The organism is Gemmatimonadota bacterium (assembly GCA_021295815.1).
Lineage (GTDB): Bacteria > Gemmatimonadota > Gemmatimonadetes > Longimicrobiales > Gaopeijiaceae > JAGWBQ01.
This window is the reverse complement of sequence record JAGWBQ010000007.1, coordinates 288,432-288,809: the sequence shown is the minus strand read 5'-3', so window position 1 is coordinate 288,809 and position 378 is coordinate 288,432. Positions and strand designations below refer to the sequence as shown.

At 66.9% G+C, this 378-nt stretch carries 2 protein-coding genes; one reads left to right on the top strand and one right to left on the bottom strand.

Annotated elements, in window-relative coordinates; translation table 11 throughout:
* Positions 1–199 (bottom strand): RTX toxin (locus tag J4G12_04765; GenBank protein ID MCE2455118.1); only part of this gene is annotated, 199 nt, incomplete at its 3' end.
* On the opposite strand from J4G12_04765, the gene J4G12_04760 reads away from it, so the two are divergent.
* A partial coding sequence (locus J4G12_04760; protein ID MCE2455117.1) for a hypothetical protein occupies positions 198–378 on the top strand: 181 nt, incomplete at its 3' end. The two genes, J4G12_04765 and J4G12_04760, sit on opposite strands and share 2 nt — an antisense overlap.

The window sequence follows — 378 nt, the reverse complement described above, 5'->3', positions numbered from 1 at the left end:
CCGTCACCGCAGGCGTCGCCACGCTCGAATCCGACGACGACGCCGTATACGTCAAGGCGTCCCCGTCCGGATCGCTGAAACTGGCCGAAACCACGAACGCCGCCGACTGGCCGACTTCAAGGGTCGGGGCCAAGATCGTCTCGACCGCGACAGGCGCCCGGTTCGGCACGGTCACCGTGAAGGTCTGAGTGGCCGTCATGTCGGCATCGGCGGCCGTCACCGTGATCGTGGCCGTGCCCTTCGCGAGCCCCTCGACCGTCAGCGTCGAATCCGTCACCGCAGGCGTCGCCACGCTCAAATCCGACGACGACGCCGTATACGTCAAGGCGTCCCCGTCAGGATCGCTGAAGCTGCCCGAAACCACGAGCGTGTCCGCAT